Annotated in this window: 14 protein-coding genes and 1 tRNA gene; 11 read left to right on the top strand and 4 right to left on the bottom strand. The window is 67.9% G+C overall.

Features of this window, described 5'->3' with window-relative positions:
• Window positions 1–70: 70 nt before the first annotated feature.
• From ACNPNP_RS17820 to ACNPNP_RS17810, 3 genes are all read left to right on the top strand, one after another.
• On the top strand, window positions 71–571 hold the full coding sequence (locus ACNPNP_RS17820) for an amino-acid N-acetyltransferase (RefSeq protein ID WP_448967395.1): 501 nt from the start codon (window positions 71–73) through the stop codon (window positions 569–571).
• A complete protein-coding gene (locus tag ACNPNP_RS17815; protein ID WP_448967394.1) occupies window positions 571–1,227 on the top strand; it encodes a hypothetical protein in 657 nt (218 codons plus the stop codon). Before ACNPNP_RS17820 ends, ACNPNP_RS17815 begins: the two co-directional genes overlap by 1 nt.
• 284 nt (window positions 1,228–1,511) lie before the next feature.
• On the top strand, window positions 1,512–1,928 hold the full coding sequence (locus ACNPNP_RS17810) for a dehydrogenase (RefSeq protein WP_448967393.1): 417 nt from the start codon (window positions 1,512–1,514) through the stop codon (window positions 1,926–1,928).
• A gap of 26 nt (window positions 1,929–1,954) precedes the next feature.
• Here the strand turns inward: ACNPNP_RS17810 and radA are convergent, their stop codons facing one another.
• Window positions 1,955–3,337, bottom strand: a complete 1,383-nt coding sequence (gene radA, locus ACNPNP_RS17805; protein ID WP_448967392.1) for a DNA repair protein RadA — start codon at window positions 3,335–3,337, stop codon at window positions 1,955–1,957.
• A gap of 224 nt (window positions 3,338–3,561) precedes the next feature.
• On the opposite strand from radA, the gene ACNPNP_RS17800 reads away from it, so the two are divergent.
• The 4 genes from ACNPNP_RS17800 to cydC are packed head-to-tail and all read left to right on the top strand — an operon-like array spanning window position 3,562 to window position 9,298.
• A complete protein-coding gene (locus tag ACNPNP_RS17800) occupies window positions 3,562–4,974 on the top strand; it encodes a cytochrome ubiquinol oxidase subunit I (protein ID WP_448967391.1) in 1,413 nt (470 codons plus the stop codon).
• Window positions 4,975–4,989: 15 nt separating this feature from the next.
• Window positions 4,990–6,015 (top strand): cytochrome d ubiquinol oxidase subunit II, encoded by a 1,026-nt coding sequence (gene cydB / locus ACNPNP_RS17795; RefSeq protein ID WP_448967390.1) that lies wholly within the window; start codon window positions 4,990–4,992, stop codon window positions 6,013–6,015.
• Window positions 6,012–7,655 carry a thiol reductant ABC exporter subunit CydD gene (gene cydD / locus ACNPNP_RS17790; RefSeq protein WP_448967389.1) on the top strand — a complete coding sequence of 548 codons (1,644 nt, stop codon included), beginning with the start codon at window positions 6,012–6,014 and terminating at the stop codon, window positions 7,653–7,655. Before cydB ends, cydD begins: the two co-directional genes overlap by 4 nt.
• On the top strand, window positions 7,652–9,298 hold the full coding sequence (gene cydC / locus ACNPNP_RS17785; protein WP_448967388.1) for a thiol reductant ABC exporter subunit CydC: 1,647 nt from the start codon (window positions 7,652–7,654) through the stop codon (window positions 9,296–9,298). Before cydD ends, cydC begins: the two co-directional genes overlap by 4 nt.
• A gap of 9 nt (window positions 9,299–9,307) precedes the next feature.
• Here cydC and ACNPNP_RS17780 read toward each other — a convergent pair whose 3' ends face one another.
• On the bottom strand, window positions 9,308–10,084 hold the full coding sequence (locus ACNPNP_RS17780) for a hypothetical protein (RefSeq protein WP_448967387.1): 777 nt from the start codon (window positions 10,082–10,084) through the stop codon (window positions 9,308–9,310).
• Between the two features lie 115 nt (window positions 10,085–10,199).
• Here ACNPNP_RS17780 and ACNPNP_RS17775 point away from each other — a divergent pair, with 115 nt between their 5' ends.
• Both ACNPNP_RS17775 and ACNPNP_RS17770 read left to right on the top strand, forming a co-directional pair.
• Window positions 10,200–11,246 carry a hypothetical protein gene (locus tag ACNPNP_RS17775; protein WP_448967386.1) on the top strand — a complete coding sequence of 349 codons (1,047 nt, stop codon included), beginning with the start codon at window positions 10,200–10,202 and terminating at the stop codon, window positions 11,244–11,246.
• Between the two features lie 135 nt (window positions 11,247–11,381).
• Window positions 11,382–11,471: transfer RNA gene (locus tag ACNPNP_RS17770), tRNA-Ser, on the top strand.
• A gap of 80 nt (window positions 11,472–11,551) precedes the next feature.
• Here the strand turns inward: ACNPNP_RS17770 and ACNPNP_RS17765 are convergent.
• Window positions 11,552–12,796: an MFS transporter gene (locus ACNPNP_RS17765; protein WP_448967385.1), complete on the bottom strand. Its 1,245-nt coding sequence runs from the start codon at window positions 12,794–12,796 to the stop codon at window positions 11,552–11,554.
• Window positions 12,797–13,086: 290 nt separating this feature from the next.
• On the opposite strand from ACNPNP_RS17765, the gene ACNPNP_RS17760 reads away from it, so the two are divergent.
• Entirely contained in the window at window positions 13,087–14,112 is a 1,026-nt protein-coding gene (locus tag ACNPNP_RS17760) for a TerC family protein (RefSeq protein ID WP_448967384.1), read from the top strand.
• 9 nt (window positions 14,113–14,121) lie between these two features.
• Complete coding sequence (locus tag ACNPNP_RS17755) at window positions 14,122–14,928, top strand: SDR family NAD(P)-dependent oxidoreductase (protein ID WP_448967383.1); 807 nt, start codon at window positions 14,122–14,124, stop codon at window positions 14,926–14,928.
• A 25-nt stretch (window positions 14,929–14,953) separates the two neighbouring features.
• Here ACNPNP_RS17755 and ACNPNP_RS17750 read toward each other — a convergent pair whose 3' ends face one another.
• Window positions 14,954–16,648, bottom strand: a complete 1,695-nt coding sequence (locus ACNPNP_RS17750) for a long-chain-fatty-acid--CoA ligase (protein WP_448967382.1) — start codon at window positions 16,646–16,648, stop codon at window positions 14,954–14,956.
• Between the last annotated feature and the right edge of the window lie 51 nt (window positions 16,649–16,699).

Below are 16,699 nucleotides of genomic sequence, written 5' to 3'. Positions count from 1 at the left end.
GGCCCCCCCCCTTCTTCGTGCCCAGCGCGCGAATACAGGGCACGCGGCGCCGCGAGTTTAGGCTGGACACGTGAGCGAGTACACCGTCCGCCCGGCGCGCAGCGCCGACATCCTCGGCATCCACACCCTGCTGGAGCCGCTGGTCGAGCGACGCATCCTGCTCGGCAAGGACCTCGCGGTGCTGTACGGCGCCGTGCAGGAGTTCGTCGTGGCGGAGCGCGACGGCGAACTCATCGGATGCGGTGCACTGCACGTCATGTGGGAGGACCTCGGAGAGGTGCGCACACTGATCGTGCGTGACGACTGGCTGCACCACGGCGTGGGCCGCGCCCTGGTGGAGGGGCTGGAGGAGCGCGCCGTCGCGCTGGGACTTCGCCGACTGTTCTGCCTCACTTTCGAGGTCGACTTCTTCACGCGTCGCGGTTTCTCGCCGATCGGTGAGCAGGTCGTCGACCCCGACGTGTATTCGCAGCTGCTGCGCAGCCCCGACGAGGGTGTCGCGGAGTTCCTCGATCTCGCGCATGTGAAGCCGAACACGCTCGGCAACACGCGCATGCTGAAGAACCTGTGATGGCTCGTCGTCGCAGGACAGAGGCCGTGTACCGGCGGCGCAGGATCGTCTTCTTCGGCGGCCTGATCGTGGTGATCCTCGCCGTCGCCGCCGGCGTCTGGCTCGCGATCGCGCAACCGTGGACGGATGCCGGCGCCGAACCGGCACCCGCGCCCACCTCGTCGGCGCCTCCGGCGACCGACAGCCCGACTCCGACCCCGTCCGAGACGCCGGCACCCGAGCCGACCGAGGAGGAGACACCCACGGCGGTGCCGTGCCAGGCCGGTGATGTAGCGGTCGAAGCGGTCACGGATGCCGACACCTACCCCGCGGGCGCGCTGCCGCAGCTGTCGATCTCTCTGAAGAACACGGGCGCGACGGATTGCACGATCGACGTCGGATCGACCACCCAGGTGTTCGCGGTGTCCAGCGGCAGCGACACCTGGTGGAGGTCCACCGACTGCCAGGAAGACCCCAGCAGCATGGTGGTGACGCTCTCGGCCGGTCAGACCGTGACGAGCGCGACCCCTGTCCAGTGGGACCGCACGCGCTCGGACGTCGCGACCTGCGACCAGGAGAATCGGCCGCGCGCGCCCGGCGGCGGAGCGTCGTACCACGTCGCCGTCTCGATCGGCGGCTTCGACGGCGCGCAGACCAGGCAGATCCTGCTGTACTGAGCGCGTTCTGCGGCCTCGACGGTCTTCCGACCGATGCCGGGTCCGATCGATCCGGTGCTGACAGACGGATTCCTTTGGGATACCATTGGAAGTGCTCTCGGGATAAATCGGTGCAAGCCATCCCCAGTGGCGTCGTATTCAGCGTCCCCAGCGCTTCGACATTCACCGATCGAGAGTTCGAGGGCCCTTTCGAGTACTCCAGTCCCCAATGGACGACTCGAGAGGGCCCCAATCGTTTCACCACGCCGTATCTGTCCGCCGCGAACAGTCTCTAGGCTGGATGCATGGCAGCGAAGAAGTCGAAGAGTGCGGCCAAGAAGCCGGCGCCCGAGGAGTTCCGCTCCGAAGCACTCGCACAGGCGCTCGAGAAGCAGGACATGGCTGCAGTTGCCCTCGCCCTGCGTCATGGGACGACGGTCGTGCCGTTGCTGCGGTCAGGCGACCGGGACAACCCGCTCGACGGCGGCGAGGTGTGGACGTATCGCGACGCGACCACCGGCGAAGTGGCTCTCCTGCTGTTCAGTGATGCCAAGAACAAGCCGGCGAATCTGCCTCCCGGTGTCGGCATCTACTCGCCCCAATGGCTGCGGTCGTTCCTGACGAGTCATCGGGAGACGATCACCACGGTGTTCCTCGACATCGCCGGACCGCATCCGATGCAGGCGTCGCCGGACGAGCTGCTGGCCGCCCTCGACGCCTGAGCGTCTCGCCGCGCTGCGAACCGCTCTCAGAACGGCGGGGCGTCCGATTCCCGACGCGGCTTCGCGGGGTGCGATGCCCTGCTGCGCGATCTCACGTCATTGAGCGCAGCATCCAGCGACTTCGAACGCTCGTCGATGACCTGCTCGTAGCCGAGCCGCTTCGCCTCAGACCGTCGCTGGGCCGCCTGCGTCACCGCGCGCACCTCGCCGGCGAGACTGAGCTCTCCCACCGCTGCGATCGTGCGCGGCACGGAGAACTGCTGGATGGATCCCGCGACGGCTATCGCGATCGCGAGATCGGCCGCGGGCTCGGTGAACCGCACGCCGCCGACGGTGGACACGTAGACGTCGAGCTTTCCGGTGGGGATGCGTCCGCGCTTCTCGAGGATCGCCAGCACCATGGCGACCCGCGCCGAGTCGAGCCCTGACACCACTCGTCGCGGATTCGGGGCCGTGGACTCCACCGTCAGCGCCTGCACCTCGACGGGCAGAGCTCGACGGCCCTCCATCGAGATCGCGACGCACGTGCCGGGTTCGGTCGATCCGTGGCCGAGGAACAGCCCGCTCGGGTCTGGCACCTCGGCGATGCCGTCGCCGGTCATCTCGAAGCAGCCGACCTCGTCGGTGGGGCCGAACCGGTTCTTCAGCGCGCGGATGAACCGCAGCGAGGTCTGCCGGTCGCCCTCGAAGTGGCACACGACGTCGACCAGGTGCTCGAGGATGCGGGGGCCGGCGACCTGCCCGTCCTTTGTGACGTGCCCGACGATGATGATCGGAAGGCTCCGTTCCTTCGCCACCCTGATCAAGGTGGCGGCGACTTCACGCACCTGGCTGGGCTGTCCGGCCGCGCCGTCGGAGAGAGAGGACGCCACGGTCTGCACCGAGTCGACGATCACGAGTTCCGGCTTCACCTCGTCGATGTGGCCGAGGATCGTGGCGAGATCGGTCTCGCTCGCCAGGTACAGCTCGTCGTGCAGGGCACCGGTGCGCTCGGCCCGCAGTCGCACCTGCGCCTGCGACTCCTCCGCACTGGCGTACAGCACTCGACGACCGCCGCGCGCCGCCTGGGCGGCGACCTCGAGCAGCAGCGTCGACTTTCCGACTCCTGGTTCGCCGCTGAGCAGCACCGCCGCTCCTGGGACGATGCCGCCGCCGAGCACACGATCGAACTCCCCGACACCGCTCGATCGACGAGGAGTGTCGACCGTGCTGATCTGGGTGATCGGACGCGCAGCGCGATCCGACCCAGGAGCGAGCGGCGTCATCTGACGCAGGATGCCGGTCTTCGCGGCCTGCTCCTGCACCGTGCCCCACTGCTGGCATTCACCGCAGCGCCCGACCCACTTCGATGTCGTCCACCCGCATTCGGTGCACACGAAAGCCGGGGGAGCAGGACGACGGGTTGCCATGCCTACAGGCTAGCCGCGGCATCCGACACCGGCGCTCGCTTCGTCTCGATACCTCGCCGCTATCGACGGCATCCGACATCCCTATCGCGCGAAGTGCCATTTCGGCCATGCGGGGAACGGGGCCGCGGGATACTGGAATCAACGCCAAAGACGTCTCATCTGCGGGCCGCTTCCGGCCCACTCCCGGGTGCACGCGGTGCACCTTCGAGAGAAGGAGTCCTCCGATGGAGTGGCTTGATCCACTGGTTCTATCCCGATGGCAGTTCGGTCTCACGACCATCTACCACTACCTGTTCGTTCCCCTCACGATCGGCATGGCCACGTCGGCCGCGATCTTCCAGACGGCATGGGTGCGCACCGGTAGGATCCACTATCTGCACCTCACGCGGTTCTTCGGGAAGATCTTCCTGATCAACTTCGCGATGGGCGTCGTCACGGGGATCGTGCAGGAGTTCCAGTTCGGCATGAACTGGTCGGACTACTCGCGCTTCGTCGGTGACGTCTTCGGCGCCCCGCTCGCATTCGAGGGACTGCTGGCCTTCTTCTTCGAAGCCACGTTCATCGGGCTGTGGATCTTCGGCTGGGACAAGCTGCCGCAGAAGCTGCACCTGGCGACCATCTGGTGCGTCTCGATCGGCAGCGTGCTCTCGGCCTACTTCATCATCGCCGCCAACGCGTTCATGCAGAATCCGGTCGGCTACGAGTACAACCCGGTGACCAACCGGGCCGAGCTCGTCGACATCTGGGCGCTGCTGACGAATCCGGTCGCACTCGCGGCGTTCCCGCACACGATCTTCGGCGCGTTCATGTTCGCCGCCGGTGTCATCATCTCGGTCTCCGCGTGGCACCTCATGCGCGGCCAGCACGTCGACACCATGCGCATCTCGTTGAAGTTCGGACTGTGGGGGATGCTGGTCTCCACCGCCGGCGTCGCGCTCACCGGCGCCCAGCTCGGCCTCGCCATGTACGCCGCGCAGCCGATGAAGATGGCGGCGGCCGAGGCGACCTTCGACACGGTCTGCGGGGCCGACGCCTCGTTCAGCCTGTTCACGCTCGGCACCCCTGACGGCAGCTCGGAGCTGTTCTCGATCCGGGTGCCGTATCTGCTGTCGCTGCTGTCGACGCACACGCTCGACGCGTGCGTGCACGGCATCAACGACCTCAACGCCGAGTACGCCGTGCAGTACGCGGACCTGGGCATCGACAACTTCGCGCCGGTGCTGTGGATCACGTACTGGGCGTTCCGCTGGATGATCGGCCTCGGGATGCTGCACGCGTTCATCGCGCTCGTCGGCCTGTGGGTCACGCGCAAGGGGGCCAAGAAGCCGCCGGCGAAGTGGATGTGGAAGCTCGCGATCTGGTCGTACCCGCTCGCCCTGCTGGCGAACATCGTCGGCTGGGTGTTCACCGAGATGGGGCGTCAGCCCTGGATCGTGTTCGGACTGATGAGCACGCGCGACGGCGTCTCGCCAGGCACATCGGGACTCGAGGTGCTGATCTCGCTAGTCGCCTTCACCGCGATCTATGCGGCGCTCGCCGTGGTCGAGGTGCGCCTGATCATCCGTGCCGCCCAGAAGGGGCCGGACACCACCGAGACCCATGACGAGGCGGCACCAGCGCCGTCGGCCGTGTACTGATCGAAAGGACGCGAAATGGATCTCGCCACACTCTGGTTCGGCATCATCGCCTTCCTGTTCGTCGGCTACTTCGTGCTCGACGGCTTCGACTTCGGCGTCGGCATGTCGCTGCCGTTCCTCGGCGGTTTCGGGAGACGCGCCGACGACGTGACGCGCCGGCAGATCATCAACACCATCGGCCCGGTCTGGGACCTCAACGAGACCTGGCTGATCGTCGCCGGCGCCTGCCTGTTCGCCTCGTTCCCCGAGTGGTACGCCTCGCTGTTCAGCGGCTTCTACCTGCCGCTGCTGCTGATCCTGCTCACGCTCATCATGCGCGGCGTCTCGTTCGAGTACCGGCACCAGCGCGACGGGCTGAAGTGGAAGCAGGGCTTCGACCGCATGATCGTGATCGGCTCGGCCGTCCCGGCATTCCTCTGGGGCGTCGCGTTCGCGAACATCGTGCAGGGCGTCGCCCTCGATGAGAGGCACGTGCACGTCGGCACGGTGTTCGATCTGCTGAACCCGTACGCCCTGCTCGGCGGCGCCGTGACCCTGCTGCTGTTCTTCACGCACGGCGTGACCTTCGTCGCGCTCAAGACCGACGGTCAGCTGCGAGCGGACGCCAGGCGACTCGCCTTCCGCGCGGGTGTCGTGACGCTCGTGGTCGCGGCGGTGTTCCTGGCGTGGACGGTGACCGCGCACTTCTCGCTCGTGGTCCTGGTGCTCGCGGCGCTCGCCGCGGTGTCGCTGGTGCTGTCGATCGTGTCGAACCTGCGCGGACGGGAGGGCTGGGCGTTCGGATTCGGTGCGGCCACCACGCTGTTCGCCGTCGTCATGCTGTTCGCCGCGCTGTTCCCGAACGTGCTGCCGTCGACGATCGACCCGGCGTACAGCCTCACGATCGCCAACGCATCGAGCACCGAGTACACGCTCACGATCATGAGCTGGACGGCCCTGGTCGCCTTGCCCCTGGTGCTGCTGTACCAGGGGTGGACATACTGGGTGTTCCGCAAGCGCGTCACTCGCGCATCGATCGAGGGGGCGCCGGCGCACGCGTGAAACCCGTCGATCCGAGGCTGCTGCGGTACGCCGGCGCCGCACGAGGGTTCTTCGTCCTCGCCGCGGTGATCGGCGTGCTGCAGACCGCGGTCGTCATCGCATTCGCGTGGTTCCTGACGGATGCCGTCACCGGGGTCCTGGCCGGCCGTGATGTCCGCTCGTCGCTGGTCTGGCTGCTCGGGCTCGCGCTGCTGCGCGGCGCGCTGATCGCAGCATCCGACGCGGCCGGCACGGCCGCCGCTGCCCGCACCGGCATGCAGTTGAGGTCAGCGCTGATCGGGGCCGTCGGGCGACTCGGACCGGGCTGGCTGGCGCAGCGCAACCAGGCCTCCCTCGCCGTCACGGCAGGGCACGGGCTGGAGGCGCTGGACACCTACTTCTCGCGATATCTGCCGCAGCTCGTGCTGACCGTGATCGCGACGCCGGTGATCGTGCTGGTGATGTGCTGGCGGGATTGGCCCAGCGGTCTGATCGCGACGATCACTCTGCCGCTGATCCCGCTGTTCCTCATCCTCATCGGCATCGCGACGCGCACGGTGCAGCGCAGGCAATGGGAGACGCTGCAGCATCTCGCCGCGCGCTTCGCCGACACGGTGCAGGGGCTCGCGACGCTGCGGCTGTTCGGGCGCGACCGGCGGGCCGCGACGCGGATCGAGGCGACGGCGGATCAGTACCGGCGCGAGACGATGAAGGTGCTGCGGTTCTCGTTCCTCTCCGGCTTCGCGATGGAGCTGCTCGCATCGCTCGCCGTCGCCCTCATCGCGGTCACCGTGGGCTTTCGGCTGCTCGCGGGGGACATGCCGCTCGAGATCGGGCTGTTCGTGCTGCTGCTCGCGCCCGAGGCATTCCTGCCGATCCGGCAGGTCGGGGTGCAATTCCACGCCGCCGCCGAGGGTGTGGCGGCGACCGAGGACGTGTTCGAGGTGCTGGATGCAGCGGGTGCCGGGGTTACAGCCCCGCACAACTCCGGAGCTTCTTCGCCGATCCCTGATCTTCCGGCGCCGGAAGGCCGAATCCGGGCAGAAGCTCCGGAGTTATGCGTCGTCGACCTCCGTGTCCGGGACCTCCCACCCGTCTCTTTCGAGGCGAAGCCCGGCACGATCACCCTCGTCGAAGGCCCGAGCGGCTCCGGAAAGTCCAGCCTGTTCGCCGCCCTGCGCGGCGCAGCCGAGTTCGAGGGCACTGCCACGTTCGCGGGCGACGACGTCCGCACCTTCGCCCCCTCCGACTGGCTCGCATGGGCCGGGCAGGCACCGGGACTGATGCAGGGAACGATCGCCTCGAACGTGGCGCTGGGCGACGCGGATCCGGATGACGACGGCATCCGCCTTGCTCTCGACGCCGCGTGCGCGGCCGATCTCGACCCGGCCCAGGAACTCGGCGTGCAGGGGAGCGGGCTGTCAGGCGGGCAGGCGCAGCGCGTCGCCGTCGCGCGGGCACTGTACCGGCACGCAGCCGTCCCCGCGCGAGTGCTGGCGCTGGATGAGCCATCGAGTGCGCTCGATGCAGACACCGAGGCGCGGCTGTGGACAGTGCTGCGCGACCGGGCGGATGCCGGCGCCACGATCCTGCTCGTCTCGCACCGCCGCACGGCTCGTGCCATCGCTGATCGGATCGTGACGCTGGGGGTGCGGGTATGACGAACGTCCGCGACATACTCGGCCTCGCGCAGCCGCCCGTACGCCGTTTCCTGCCCGGGGTCATCTGGGGCGCACTCTCGGCCGCGGCCGCGGTGAGCCTGCTCGCGGTCAGCGGCTGGCTGATCGTCAGCGCCTCGATCGTCGACTCGTTGGTGCCGCTGTCCGTCGCGGTGGTCGGTGTGCGGTTCTTCGCGGTCTCGCGGGCGGTGTTCCGCTACCTGGAGCGGCTCTCCGGCCACGATGCGGCGCTGCGACAGCTGGCCACGACGCGTTCCGACATGGTGCGCAGGCTCATCCCGCTGTCACCCGCTGGCCTGGGCAGGACGGATCGCGGACAGGTGCTCTCCGCGCTCGTCGACGATGTCGAGAACCTGCAGAACCTGCCGCTGCGCGTGGTGCAGCCGCTCGTGGTGACGGGGGTCGTCGCCGTCGGAGCAGTGGCCTTCGTCGCCTTCGTGTCGCCGCCGGCCGCCCTCACTCTGGCGGCGTGCCTCGCTGCGGCGGCGCTGGTCGCGATCGGACTCGGCTGGGTGTTCGGTTCACGGGCGGAGAAGCAGCTGTCGTCGCTGCGCGCCGAGCTCTCGGCATCCGTCGTCGATTATTTCGGCAGCCTGGACGTGCTGCTCGCCTACGGGGCTGAGCCCGAGGCGCGTTCACGCGTCGCACGGGCCGACGCGGCCCTTCGTCGCGCCGTCACCCGCGCAACACTGGCGCAGGCCGTGGCGGCCGGCGTCGTCTCGGTGCTCGCCGGGGCGGCATCGGTGTGGGCGCTGGTCGTCGCCTCTCCGGGCCTGGTGTCCGGCGCGATCGACGGACCGTGGCTCGCGGTCGTCGTGCTCGTGCCGATGGTGGTCTTCGAGGTGTTCGGCGCCGTGCCGATCGCGGCGTCGTCGTGGCGCAGCGTGCGCACGAGCGCGCAGCGCATCGTCGACGTACTGCCTTCCGCGGTGCCGATGGAATTGCGATCGGATGCCGGGACCGACGAGTCCCCGACAGGTGCTGCGCTGCATCTGTGCGATGTGACCGCGTCATGGCCAGGTGGCGCGCCGGCGCTGCGCGGCGTGACGTTCGATCTCGCCCCCGGTGAGCGGGTGCTCGTGTCGGGGCCGAGCGGGGCGGGCAAGAGCTCGCTGGCATCGGTGCTGGTCGGGTTCCTCCGCGCGGACGGCGAATACACGATCGGCGGGACGGACGCCGCGGCGCTGTCCGGGCCGGCCCTTCGGCGCATCGTCGGGCTGTGCGAGCAGAGCCCGCAGCTGTTCGACGAGGACATCCGTCAGAACCTGCTGTTCGCGCGCGACACCGCGACCGATGATGAGCTGCTCGCCGTGCTCGATCGGGTCGGGCTCGGCACATGGGTGCGCGACCGCGGCGGACTGGATGCACGCGTCGGCGATCGCGGCGCGCTGGTGTCGGGCGGTCAGGCCCAGCGGATCGCGCTCGCGCGGGCGCTGCTGCGCGGATTCCCCGTGCTCGTGCTGGATGAGCCGACCGCAGGGGTCGATCCCGAAGCATCCGATGCCCTGCTGCGTGATCTGCTGGGCGCGGCAGGGGAGCAGTCCGTGCTGCTCATCTCGCACGTCGAGCCGCCGGCGGGAACCGTCGACCGGGTCGTGCGGATCGAGGGCGGCCGCACGGTCTGAGGGGAGGCCTCAGCTGTACAGGTCGGCGGGCGGCTCCATCACGATGCCCTGCGCCTCGAACGCCTTGCGGCGCTCCTCGATGCGGCGGTGCATCTCGACCTGAGCCGCATCGATCATCTCCGGATCGAGCGCGACGCTCTGCGGATGCTGATCGCCATGGTTCTGCTCGATGTACGCGTCGAGCTGCGGACCGGAGGTCCACGAAGTGATGAGCGAGTATCTCGGCGCGGGGCCCCGGTGCCAGACGGCGTGCCAGAAGCGCTGCGTGTCGACGATGATGCGGCTGCCGGCCGGCAGCGGCAGTCGCACTTCGGTGCCGGGGTCGAAGCGGTCTTCGCGCAGGATGAGGAGCGAGTCCGGGTCGTCGGTGAGGTTGAACCAGGCGCGCACGACCCAGCCGCCGCCTTCCTCGTTCATGCGGTTGTTGTCGTCCTGGTGCAGGTTGTAGATCGCGTCGGCGTACGTGTTCGGCTGGAGCTCGATCACGCGGCAGCGTCCGACGTTGGCGCCGGGCTCCTGCGCGCGTCGGGCGAGGTTCGGCGCCTTCTCGACCTGCGACGGGATCCAGACGCCGTCCTTGTCGGTGCGCGGGGGCGTGTGGTTCCAGAAGCCGTTGCATTCGATGTCACCCGCGTAGCTTGCGAGGGGCGCGAAGCGGGTGATGCCGGAAGAGCGCCAGCCGACGTACTCGAGGTCCAGCCACTCGGAGGGGTCGGCCGCCTGGTCGTACCGGTCGAGGGCGACGTAACCCGTCTCCTGCAGCGCCGATGACGTGATGAAGCTCATGTGGTGAACCTTTCCGGGCCGGCGTCTCCGTCCGCTCGTAAGGCCATCCTAACCAGCGCGCGTCGAAGGCGCAGGATGCCGCGACCGAGGTCGCGTCGGCGGATAGCCTTGAAGCATGATTCAGCCGCAGGGCGCCCTTCTCGTGGGCAGTGTGAACTACGACGATGCCGAGACGACGATGCGCACAGCCGCCGAGCTGCTGGGCGATCGGCTGAAGCGCATTCCTGATGGCGAGGTCGGCAAGAGGTTCCACTGGATCATGTTCCAGCCCGACGTGCTCGGCCGGGCAGACGGCATCGAGCGCGTGGGTGATGAGCCGATCCTGTTCAAGGCCGGACTGGATGCGCGGCCGCTGCGCATCGCGGACGGCGTGGATGCGGCCGGCATCGTGCTGCCTCCGCTCGGGTACGCGGATGCCGCGATCGAGTCGTACGCGGTGTTCACGCGGTTGCGCGACGAAGGGGCGGTGCCCGCCGGCATCCGCTTCCAGGTGTCGCTGCCGACACCGGTCGCCGTCATCTCGTCGTACTTCTCCGGCGATGACCGTGCGGCGTTCGAGCCGGTGTACACGGCGGCGATGCTGCGCGAGTTGGACGAGATCCTCGCCGCGGTTCCGCACGAGGACCTCGCCGTGCAGTGGGACGTCGCGAGCGAGATGGGCATCATCGAGCGCGCCGCCGGATACGGCAGGGTGATGGAGGCCTGGTGGGAGGGCGACCCGTTCGACGGACTGGTCTCGCGGCTGGCTTCCCTCGTGGACGCCGTGCCCGCCGGCGTCGAGGTGAGCGTGCACCTCTGCTACGGCGATGCCGGCGAGAAGCACTTCTTCGAGCCGAAGGATGCCGGGACCCTCGTCCGCTACGCGAATGCCGTGGTCGCTGCAGCGGATCGTGACTTGAGCTGGCTCCACCTGCCGGTGCCGATCGCTCGCGACGACGCGGAGTACTTCGCGCCGCTCGCCTCGCTCGCACCGGTCGCGGAGCTGTACCTGGGGCTCGTGCATCGGGAGGACGGCGCTGAAGGGGCGCAGCGGCGGATCGCCGCGGCATCCGCTGTCGCCCCGGCGTTCGGCGTGGCGACGGAGTGCGGCATCGGGAGGGCGCCGGAGGGCAGCACTGAGGGGATACTGCGCACGCACACGGAGGTCGCCGCGGCCTGGTGAGCGCCCGCTGCAGCGCGAGAATTGATCTGCAGCAGGAGAAGTGGGCTCCAAATCCCTTCTCGTGCAGTAACACCCTTCTCCTGCGCTGAACGCGCCGATTCGCGCGGGGGCCCGTCGTCGCGTAAACTCTTCCGCGGTGACGTGTCCGAGCGGCCGAAGGTGCAACACTCGAAATGTTGTGTAGGTTCACCCCTACCGTGGGTTCAAATCCCACCGTCACCGCCATGGAAACCCCCGAGAAATCGGGGGTTTTTCCGTTCCCTGGGTGCGGCACGACCAGTCAGTCGCACCTTCTGCCGGCATCGCTATCGATTCGCAGAAGACGCCAGTGCGGGAAGCTCGCGCAGCGACGGCAGTGCGGATGCCAGGACGACGAGCAGCTGCAGGGCGAAGACGAAGACTGCTGCCGCGATGCACCAGGACATTCCGACCGTTGCGGCTATGACGACGCCGAGTCCTGCGCCGATTGGCCGGGCGCCGTAGGTGGAGACCACTACCAGTGATGACACTCGGCCGATCATCGCGGCAGGGGTGACCGCCTGGCGGAGCGACGTGGTGGATATCGTCCAGAGGACGGGCCCGAGACCGAACAGGAAGAACGACGCGAACGCGAAAGCGGGTGTGGGGATCCACAGGGTGGTGGCCATCAGAGCGGCAGCGATGAACCCGCCGGCCGGCCCGAGCACGGTCAGCAGGCCGAACCGGAGAAGTCGTGACAGGAATGCGGAGAGAGCGGCGCCGATGACCATTCCGGCTCCGTAGGCGCCCAGGGCGATTCCGACCGTGGTGGGCGTCATCGTCAGGTGTTCGAGTGCGTAGACGACGAAGACGGACTGGATCAAGAACCAGCCGATGTTGAAGATGGTCGAGGTGACGATCATCGGTCGGAGCAGCTGGTGTCCCAGCACATAGCGGATGCCGTGGGCGGCGTCGCTCCAGGGCGAGGTGCGGGTGGAAGGTGCGCTTCGGGGGATGTCGAGTCGAATCAGCAGTACAGCCGCAGCGGCGCAGGCGATGGTGGCGACAACGAGCGCTGTGCTGGCATTGGTCGCTGAAACGATGGCGCCGGCGAGGACGGGGCCGGAGATGAAGGCGGCGCTTCGTCCGAGTTCCAGCCATCGGTTGGCGTCCATCAGGCGTTCGGGTGTCACGATCCGGGGGACCGACGAGGGCACGGCGACGCTCACACCCACGGTGCCGATCGCGCCGATGAAGCCGAGGGTGAGGAGCGCGCCGAGGGAGAGGGCGTCGAGTGCGATCAAGACGACAATGCTCCCCAGCGTGGCCGTGCGCAGAAGCTCTGAGGCGACGAGCACTCGCCTGGGGGACGTGCGATCGATGATGAGCCCGAACGGCAGCGCGAGCACGAGGAAAGGGAGTGTCTGCGCGACCTGCAGCAGTGCCGTTTCCGTTGCTCCGACACCGAGCATCAGCACGGCTGCGAGCGGCACGGCGACCAGGGCGATCTGTTCTGCCATCTGGGTGGTCGCACTCGACCATGCGATGCGCACGAACGCGCGCGGGAGAGGGGTGCGGCGGAGCGTTCTCATGATTCGAGTCCATCAGGAACGGGCCGGCACTTCCGGCGGAAATCAGACGTCGCATCCGCCCAGATTCCATCCGGGCGTCCGCGCAACGGACGAGTACTCTGGCACGCAGAGCGCGGCCGTTTCTCAGAAAGTCGATAGCCAGGTCCCTTAAGCTTTGAAGTCCAAGGGGAGTACTCCGGCACGGTCGGCTCGTCACTACGGATGCAGGTCGCATCCCGGGCCACCGGTCTCCGATCAGGAGATGGAGAAGACCTTGGCTGTGATCAGTCACGCCAGGTTTGGAGCTCTCCTTGGAAATCACCCCTCTCGTGTGGGGCGTAACGATCGCGATCACGATCGCGTTCTTCGTCTACGAATTCTTCGCGCATGTCCGTACACCCCACGAGCCGACGATCGGTGAGTCCGCGCGCTGGTCGGCGTTCTACATCGGCCTCGCGCTGGTGTTCGGCGTGGGCATCGGGATGGTGTCCGGTTGGGACTACGGGGGCGAGTACTTCGCCGGCTATCTGACGGAGAAGGCGCTGTCGATCGACAACCTGTTCGTGTTCCTCATCGTCATGACCGGTTTCGCGGTGCCGAGGATCTACCAGCAGAAGGTGCTGATGATCGGCATCATCATCGCCCTCGTGCTGCGCGGTGTCTTCATCGCCGTCGGGGCAGCTCTGATCGAGAACTTCTCGTGGGTGTTCTATCTCTTCGGAGCGCTGCTGCTCTTCCTCGCATATCGACAGGCGTTCGCACACAGCGACTCCAACCCCGCCGACGGCAGGTTCATGCGATTCATCCGCCGCCATCTTCCGGTCAGCGACACCTACGATCGTGACCGCTTGACCGTCAAGAGGGACGGCAAGCGCTTCGTGACACCGATGCTCCTGGTGATCGTCACGATCGGCTTCGTCGATCTGATCTTCGCGGTCGACTCGATCCCCGCCATCTACGGACTCACCGAGCAGGCGTACATCGTCTTCACCGCGAACGCGTTCGCTCTCATGGGGCTGCGCCAGCTGTACTTCCTCATCGGCGGGCTGCTCGAGCGGCTGGTGTACCTCGCACAGGGATTGGCTGTCATCCTCGCGTTCATCGGCGTCAAGCTGGTCCTGCACGCCATGCACGTCAACGAGTTGCCGTTCATCAACGGCGGCCGGCCTTTCGAATGGGCGCCGGAGATCCCCATCTGGTTCTCTCTGCTGTTCATCGCGCTGACGATCACCGTGGCTACCGTGGCCAGCCTGATCAAGACACGGGGCGACCGATCGCACGCCGCGCCCGATTCGCGATCCGTTCTCTCCACGCCGTCGGGCGACTCCACCGACTAACGTGAGCCCATGCCACCTTTCGAGGAGTTCGAAGGTCGCCTCGCTGTCGTGACCGGGGCGGCATCGGGTATCGGGAGAGCGCTGGTGCATCAACTGGTGCGCAGAGGCGTGCACGTCGCCGCGATCGATCTGAACAGTGCTGCACTGGATGCTGCGGTGCGTGATGCACAGCACCTCGACCCCGCGATCCGTGTCACCGGTCATGTCTGCGACGTCGCGGATCGTGATGCAGTGCTCCGGGCGCAGCGCGAGGTCGCCGGGGCGCACGACACCGACGCTGTGCACCTCTTGTTCAACAACGCCGGCGCCGTCGGAGGGATGTCCTTCGTCACCTCGCCCGAGGAAGAATGGGAGCGCACATTCGAGGTGTCCTGGGACGGCACCTACAACTGCACTCGCGCGTTCCTCCCGATGCTGATTGTCGCCGATCGAGGAGCCGTCGTGAACACGGCATCCGTGAACGCGCTCTGGGCCAGCCTCGGGTCGCGGACGCCGCACTCGGCGTATTCGTCGGCGAAGTTCGCGATACGAGGCTTCACGGAATCCCTCGTGGTCGACTTCCAGCGTCACGCCCCGCACCTCTCGGCTGTGCTGGTCCTTCCGGGTCACGTGCGCACAGGGATGCCCGGACCGCCGCGCAGCTGGCGCCGCGCACTCGGCTCGCTGTTCGCCGACTACGAACCGGTCTCGAGCGCATCAGCTGCGGAGACCATCCTGAACGCCGTCGAACAGGGCGAGTGGCGCGTCATCGTCGGAGACGACGCGGCCGCCGTCGACCAGCGCGTCCGCGACGATCCATGGACGTCCTACCGCTGAGGGGCTGAAGTCGTGCCGGTACCGCTTACGCGAGCAACCGCTCCCGCACTTCGCGACGGAGCACCTTGCCGATGAGCGAGCGAGGCAGATCCTCCACGACGACGATGCGCCGGGGCACCTTGTACGGGGTGAGACGGGTGCGACAGAAATCACGCAGGGCATCCGTGTCGAGCGCGGCGCCCTCGCGCAGCACGACGGCAGCGGCGACCTCCTCGCCCCCGCTCGATCTCGGAAGCCCCACGACTGCGGCAGCGGTGATGTCCGGATGCGCCTCCAGCGCGTTCTCCACCTCGCTGGGCGACACGTTGAATCCGCCGGTGATGATGAGTTCCTTCAGTCGGTCGACGATGGTCACGAACCCGTCGGCCGATACCTCGACGATGTCTCCCGTGCGGAGCCAGCCGTCCGGGAGTAGAGCGTCGGCGGTGTCACTCGGTCGCGCCCAGTAGCCCTGGAAGACCTGCGGCCCGCGGACGAGGAGCTCGCCGCGCTCGCCGGCCGGCATGTCGACGGCCGGGTCGGCGGGATCCACGACGCGGATCTCCGTGCTCGGGAACGGCACACCGACGGTGCCGGGACGGCGGGTCGGACCCATCGGATTGCCCAGTGCGACCGGTGAGCTCTCGGTCATCCCGTAGCCCTCGACGAGGAGGCCTCCCGTCGCCTCCTCCCAGCGCTGCACCGTGGCGACAGGAAGGCTCATCGCCCCGGATATCGCGAACCGGACCGTCGACAGATCGATGGTTCCGCGGGATGCCGCGCGCGCGAGTGCGTCGTAGATCGGAGGCACGGCGGGGAGGAAGGTGGGCGGGCTCGACCGGGACGCCTCAGTCACCAGCCCCAGATCGAACGCCGGGAAGAGCACCAGCTTCGCCCCGATGCTCATCGCGAAGGTGAGGCAGAGCGTCATGCCGTAGGCATGGAACAGCGGCAGCACCGCGTAGAACGTCTCCTGGCCGTCGACGAGCCCCGGCACCCATGCCCGACCCTGCATCGCGTTCGCGCGCAGGTTTGAATGCGTGAGGATCGCTCCCTTGGGCGTGCCTGTCGTTCCGCTCGTGTACTGCAGCAGCGCCGTGTCGTGGAGCGCCGGCCCTGGCGTGCGCCGTGCCAGCCGCCGGTGGGATACGAGGCTCTTCCATGCGATGACGCGCCGCGCCTTCGGAGTGCTGGTCAACTTCGCTCTGGCTGCGCGGGCCTTCGGCACCGGCAGACGCAGCGCCAGACGCTTCGAGAAGGGCATCGCCTCAGTGATGTCGACGCTGATGATGTGGTCGATCCTGAGATCCGCCGGGAAATCGGCAACTTTGTCGACGGCCTTGTCCCAGACGATCGCGACACGGGCACCGTGATCTTCGAACTGGTGCCTGAGCTCACGCGGCGTGTAGAGCGGGTTGTGCTCGACCACGATTGCGCCGAGGCGGAGCGCCGCATAGAAGGCGACGACGTGCTGCGGAGAGTTGGGCAGCACCAGGGCGACGCGGTCGCCCTGGCCGACGCCGAGCCGCCGAAGGCCCTCCGCCGCGCGCTCGATCTGCTCGCCGAGCCGGCGGTACGACGTGACGGCGCCGAAGAACTCGAGCGCCGGACGCTTCCCGAATGACTTCACGCTCTCCGCCATCATCTGGGGCAGCGTCTGCGTCGGCTCCCCGATCTCGGCGGGGACGTCCTCCGGATAGGAATCGAGCCATGGGCGGGCTTCGAGGGGCTGGACGGTCATGACACCATCCTCCCTCGAACCCCGCCGCCTGTCAGCCGCTGCGGACGACCG

The organism is Microbacterium xerophyticum, from assembly GCF_053543555.1.
Note: the sequence above shows the minus strand (reverse complement) of the source record. Positions and strands in the feature narration are given on the sequence as shown.

Bases quoted from the DNA above. Each gene is read 5' to 3' on its own strand.
- ACNPNP_RS17815 (WP_448967394.1), top strand. From the start codon at position 571: ATGGCTCGTCGTCGCAGGACAGAGGCCGTGTACCGGCGGCGCAGGATC.
- ACNPNP_RS17810 (WP_448967393.1), top strand. From the start codon at position 1,512: ATGGCAGCGAAGAAGTCGAAGAGTGCGGCCAAGAAGCCGGCGCCCGAG.
- radA (WP_448967392.1), bottom strand. From the start codon at position 3,337: ATGGCAACCCGTCGTCCTGCTCCCCCGGCTTTCGTGTGCACCGAATGC.
- ACNPNP_RS17800 (WP_448967391.1), top strand. From the start codon at position 3,562: ATGGAGTGGCTTGATCCACTGGTTCTATCCCGATGGCAGTTCGGTCTC.
- cydB (WP_448967390.1), top strand. From the start codon at position 4,990: ATGGATCTCGCCACACTCTGGTTCGGCATCATCGCCTTCCTGTTCGTC.
- cydC (WP_448967388.1), top strand. From the start codon at position 7,652: ATGACGAACGTCCGCGACATACTCGGCCTCGCGCAGCCGCCCGTACGC.
- ACNPNP_RS17780 (WP_448967387.1), bottom strand. From the start codon at position 10,084: ATGAGCTTCATCACGTCATCGGCGCTGCAGGAGACGGGTTACGTCGCC.
- ACNPNP_RS17775 (WP_448967386.1), top strand. From the start codon at position 10,200: ATGATTCAGCCGCAGGGCGCCCTTCTCGTGGGCAGTGTGAACTACGAC.
- ACNPNP_RS17765 (WP_448967385.1), bottom strand. From the start codon at position 12,796: ATGAGAACGCTCCGCCGCACCCCTCTCCCGCGCGCGTTCGTGCGCATC.
- ACNPNP_RS17755 (WP_448967383.1), top strand. From the start codon at position 14,122: ATGCCACCTTTCGAGGAGTTCGAAGGTCGCCTCGCTGTCGTGACCGGG.
- ACNPNP_RS17750 (WP_448967382.1), bottom strand. From the start codon at position 16,648: ATGACCGTCCAGCCCCTCGAAGCCCGCCCATGGCTCGATTCCTATCCG.